Origin of the sequence: Psychroserpens damuponensis, assembly GCF_000826655.1 — a bacterium.
Taxonomy (GTDB): Bacteria; Bacteroidota; Bacteroidia; order Flavobacteriales; family Flavobacteriaceae; genus Psychroserpens; species Psychroserpens damuponensis.
In genome coordinates, this window is the sequence record NZ_JXJO01000005.1 from 1 (window position 1) to 5,210 (window position 5,210).

Here is a 5,210-nt window from a genome sequence, read left to right on the forward strand (position 1 = left end):
TTCGTAAGTAGGCTATAACTAGCAATTAATTATACACGGTGTTAGCAAATGTTATTTATTCGATTTCAATTTGGTACTTGTATTTTCTCGTGTCCTTTTTGCCAGTTTTATAGTTAGTCATTATCTCCTTTTCCAAAAGTCCGTCTTTGTTATATTTATAAATCATTTCAGAGGTTTTTCTTAAATCTGATGTTACAGGAATTATTAAATCTCCATTAAATTCAGTTTCAAATACAGATACTTTTGTTAAATAGCCATCTTTGTCAAATATTTTGTGTCTGATATTTAAAATTCCGTTTCTCTCGGAATATTCAGTTTCCGAGTTTTCGGTTGGTTTTTTTGATTCTGCAAATCGGTAAACAGAAGTTTTTTCTCCGTTTCTGAAGTTTATTATTTCTGTGATTTCCGAGTTTTGTCCGAATTTACTAATTACTTCTCTTTTTACTTCGTTCGTACTAATTCCAACAACCTTTTTTGATAATTCTTCGCCTTTTGAGTTGTATTCAATGGAAGTCACAATAGTATCTCCATACATTCTGCTATATTCCTTTATCTTAATTGGTTTACTATCTTGATTAAGGTTTTCAACATAACCTTTAATTTTTGGCGATGCGATAATGGTTGAAACTTCTTCGGATTTCTTTAATTGCTCAAAGTTTTTAAATTTTGAGATGAATGCGTAAGTATTTGTATTTTGTTTATAATCTTCGTTTTGTGGATATTCCTGTGTGTTCAATGTTTTTGTTAATGGGTTTTGTCCATATTCATAAGAGTAAATTGACAAACCGGCATTTGAGTTAAAATCATATCTTTTTATAATTCTACCACTTGTGTCGTATTCATTTGCATAAATAAATCGGTGTGGTTCTTTCCACTTGAAAAATGGTGGAATTTCTGTTTCTCGATAATCAAAAATTATTTTTCCGTTATCGTTGAATTCAAGTATCTTTTTTAGTTTTCCCTTTTCTGTTTGAATTATTTTATAACTCGATGAAGGCGGATTTTTTAGCTCAAACTCTATGTTATTAAAAGCAAATTGTCCGTGAACATTTTGAGAGATTATAAATAGAAACAATATTATTTTCAGATAGTTCATTTTCGATTGCACGATGTTTGTTTTTAATATTTGCTAACGGTCTTGTGTATGGTTAGTTGCGTGTTAAGCAACTAATTTAGTAAACTATCACGAGCCAGAGAAAATTCCGAAGGAATTTTCCAAGTAGGCATTTGCCCAAGCAATTAATTATACACGTTGTTGTAAACTGTGCTTTTAGTAATATTCTATATCGTATTTATAATTTTCCGAATTCTGAAATATATAATTCAGCGATTTTTTATCGGCTAATTTTTGTAATTCATTATACTGAAAAGTCAGAGTTGTATCTCTATATGTTCCAATGGTTTGATAAGTATAATTCTTGTCTGAATATTTATATAATTCAATAACTGGCTTTTCTTTACGATTGTTGTAGCTTACTCTCTTTGTTTTTCTTTTCTGTTTGTCATAAAATATTGTGTCTAACAAGACAAGAGCTTTTTCAAAGTCAGGTTTTTCAACAGGTATAAATTCCCAAGAGTATGTTTTAGAACTTTTGATTCTTTTAGATTTTTTAGTTTCTCGGATGAATCGAATAAGAGAATCGGATTCGTATTTTGTTTGTTTTTCAATTCCGGTTTTATTGTCAAATTCGAAAGTCGAAAATGCACGAACTACACAAGTATCGTTAGAAACAAAGTTTTCGCAGAAATATTCCGAAACTCTTTGTCCATTTTTAATTTCAAACGTTCTAATTTTATTTCTGAAAGTTTTTAGTCTGGAATCAAATTTTCCATAATTCACTTCACGGACTAAATTTCCAGATTTGTCAAATTCGCTTAATCTACTTTTAATTAAGCTATCTCCAACTTTTTTAAATTCCGTAATTGACTTTATGTTTTGAGAAAAACTCAAAATTGAAGTTAGAAATATTGTTATGTAAATGAGGTTTTTCAGCATTGTTTACAACGTGTTTGTATATGGTTTGTTGCGTGGTTTAAGCACTAAAGTTAGCAAATAAAAACCGAATAGAAAATCCGTGAGGATTTTCGTAAGTAGGCTAGAACCAGCAATAAATTATATACGGTGTTGGCAGTAGTTTTTATTTTCTTATTTTATCTTTAATTGAATCATGTGATTTTTCAAATTCTATATTTTTTGTGGTATTATTAGTCTCCAAATTTTCTTGATTGCTATGTATTTCTTTGTTTTGATTTAGATTGATGATTCCTATATCTTTTAATAAGCTATAGAAGCTATAAACACCTCCAAACATTCCTAAAATTAATATTGGAATAAAAGTTTTTGCTTTAATCCTTGAAATTTGATAATCGTATATTTCTTTTTTTTCTTTTATAATTTGCTTTTCATAAAATTTATTGAAATCAAATCCATGAGAATTTGCGATTGGTAAGATGAGTGCCCAACCAATTTTCGATTGCACAAATTTACCTGCGTTTGATTTATCAAAAATGTTAGCAAACTTTCTAAATTCAGTATCTTTTTTGTTGTTATCCTTGAATTTTAATTGATATTCAATTGGTAAGCTACTATAATCAATTCCGTTACTGTTAATAGGTTTTACTAATTCGGTGAGCAAATAGTTTAATATTGGTAAATCTTCTTTATTTATATACATCGATAATTTTCCAATTAATATTCATAAACACAAGTCCGTGTATAATAGCTATTCGAAGTTGGCTGATGACCTGATTTACTACAAACTTCTTCGCCATTTATATATAAGTTCATCTCGTCAAAATCATTATGTGTAGTAAGATTTAGATATATTCTTCCTCCATTAGGATTTTTTTCAACTGAAATATTTTTTTCATAAGGTGGGTTTATGAACTCTTCTGCGAATAGAGCAGATCCAACTTCAGTTTGGTCTTCATTATATATTATATGAGAACAGTAGATATTTCCAACTGTCTCTCCATTGGTTATTTCTACCTTTATGTTTAAAGTTTGATTATTCTGTTCATTGTCGTTTTCGTTGTCACTGGTACAACTAAACAATAGTGTGATAATTAGTAATAGAATTGTTCTCATTTTTTGTTTTTTTAAATTACTGCCAACGTGTTTGTATATGGTTTGTTGCGTGGTTTAAGCAACTAAATTAGTAAATAATTACCGACCAAGAAAGTCCACGAGGACTTTCGTAAGTAGGCGAGAAGCCAGCAATAAATTATATACGGTGTTGTAAGCTGGCTTTTTTTATTCTGTAAATTCTTTAATTTTATCTAACCAATTTTTAATTTCATCATAACCTCCACGTTCGATTAATCTCTCAACAGTCATTTTATTAATCGCATTGGTGTTTAATTGACGTTTGGCTTTTGATATTTTTTTCTTTTGCTTTTCTTCCGTTTTTAATGGGTCTGGATTAATTGTGTCCCAATCAGTATCACTTGTGACACTATGCACTTCTCTTGCAACTTTTTCAGGGACATCATCTGTATCTATTATCTCTGTTAAGTTAATAGTAATATTTAAATCTTCATAACATTCGTTAATTGCTTCGTGATGCAAATAGTTTTCAAATTCTAATTTAGTCGTGTTGTAACCAACTTTTTTATCATTATTTTCTGCATTTAAATCTGCTACACTTTGTACATATGCAGGAATATCTGAGTCATAAATATGTACTTGAGATTGAAGAAGACCATCCAAATATTTTTTTTCTATATAATACTTTAGTTGTGAGCCACCTGTAGGGATAAAAGCAACAGATTCATTATTTTCCAAATTAATTATTGAGTCATCATTTGAGTTTAAAAGTTTACTTATTCCAATTAAGCCATTTATATCATTTTCGCCTTCTACAAAAATTAACACTTTGACTTTATTTTTTGGGTCTGGTAATGCTCCTAATGTGTCTATAATTTTATCAATTATTTCTGTATTATCAGAGCCATCTGAATTTATACCACTTTCGATATTTGTATTACCATTGTCTGAATAGACATATCTCAATGACTTTTTTGGGATTTCTTTTGCAAGATTAGAATTATGTGTTGTAAAAAATACTTGAGCATTATCCGTCTCAGATAAATCTCTCAGAGCATTTACAATCATTAATTGAAAATCTGGGTGTTGAGATGTTTCGGGCTCTTCTAATGCGTAAATAATGTTTGGTGCATTAGCTGTTCTTCTATTTTCTACTTGCGCTCTAAAAAAGCTTAATAAGACTAAACGTCTCATTCCGCTTCCTCTTTTGTTTAATGGAACACCTCTATTATCTTCTAACGTTAATTTAAATATTGAATTCCAAGTAGGCTCTTTTGGAAAGTTAGAGCGTAAAGTTTCTGCTAAATCTGAATCTAATTCGTTTAATTTATTTATTGTGTCGTCAGCGAGAGATGTTGATGCATTCTGAACTGCTTCTTTTAATTGAACTAATAAAGGTGTAATATTGTCTCTTTTAAGGACTTCCTTTATTATTTCTTTCATTGGGTCTTGAATATCTGAATCTTGGTCAGTCAATGGCTTATCTACGAAGAATAGAGAATATATCGGTAAGTATTTTTTTAGACCAGTCCATATTTTCTTTCTGTTATCTTCATTATCTAACTTTCCATCTATTTTTATTTCGGTGGTAATTTTCGATATGTTTCCATCAGGGTAAAAATGATTTCTTATTGCATTTCTTAATTCTTTACTTTTACTTCTATTAACTCCTTCGGAATTAATGTTTAGTTCCTCAAATTGATTCTTTAATGTTGTCCTCTTTTTAGAAAGTAAATCCTTTAGATTTTCATTATCAGGATATTCACAGATAATAACAGATTCTTCCGAAACACTTCCAGATGCAGAAATTGGAAACTTTTTTTTAATTTCAAGTTTATTATTTGAATTTAGCAGAAATTCATCTTTTAAACTCGTTTTTATCGTGTCGTCAAGAATTAAGTCTTGAGGTAAATCATCAAATACACACGTTATTTCTATTTGTGAATTGTCATTTGAAATACATAAATCATATTTGTCAGGCTTTCCATTAAAAAAAATGTCTAAAGCTTCTAAAATTGTTGACTTTCCAACATCATTTTTTCCAATGATAACATTCAAGTCTGAAATATCAATTTCTGTTTCTTGAGAATAGCTTCTGAAGTTTTTTAATTTTAGCTTGTTTAGTTTCATAGTTTGTCGGTTCGGTCAGCTTGCTTACAACGTG

General features: G+C 29.4%; 5 protein-coding genes. All 5 read right to left on the reverse strand.

The genetic code is table 11. The features are described from left to right. Window positions 1-55: 55 nt before the first annotated feature. The gene (locus tag TD29_RS03640) at window positions 56-1,096 is read right to left on the reverse strand and encodes a hypothetical protein (protein ID WP_040278981.1); all 1,041 of its coding nucleotides are present in this window, start codon (window positions 1,094-1,096) and stop codon (window positions 56-58) included. Between the two features lie 174 nt (window positions 1,097-1,270). Beyond that, window positions 1,271-1,996, reverse strand: a complete 726-nt coding sequence (locus TD29_RS03645) for a hypothetical protein (protein ID WP_040278982.1) — start codon at window positions 1,994-1,996, stop codon at window positions 1,271-1,273. A 142-nt stretch (window positions 1,997-2,138) separates the two neighbouring features. Then, entirely contained in the window at window positions 2,139-2,675 is a 537-nt protein-coding gene (locus TD29_RS03650) for a hypothetical protein (RefSeq protein ID WP_040278984.1), read from the reverse strand. A 14-nt stretch (window positions 2,676-2,689) separates the two neighbouring features. Next, window positions 2,690-3,055: a hypothetical protein gene (locus TD29_RS03655; protein ID WP_152611454.1), complete on the reverse strand. Its 366-nt coding sequence runs from the start codon at window positions 3,053-3,055 to the stop codon at window positions 2,690-2,692. A 198-nt stretch (window positions 3,056-3,253) separates the two neighbouring features. Further along, entirely contained in the window at window positions 3,254-5,176 is a 1,923-nt protein-coding gene (locus TD29_RS03660) for an ATP-binding protein (protein ID WP_052466965.1), read from the reverse strand. Window positions 5,177-5,210: the final 34 nt, after the last annotated feature.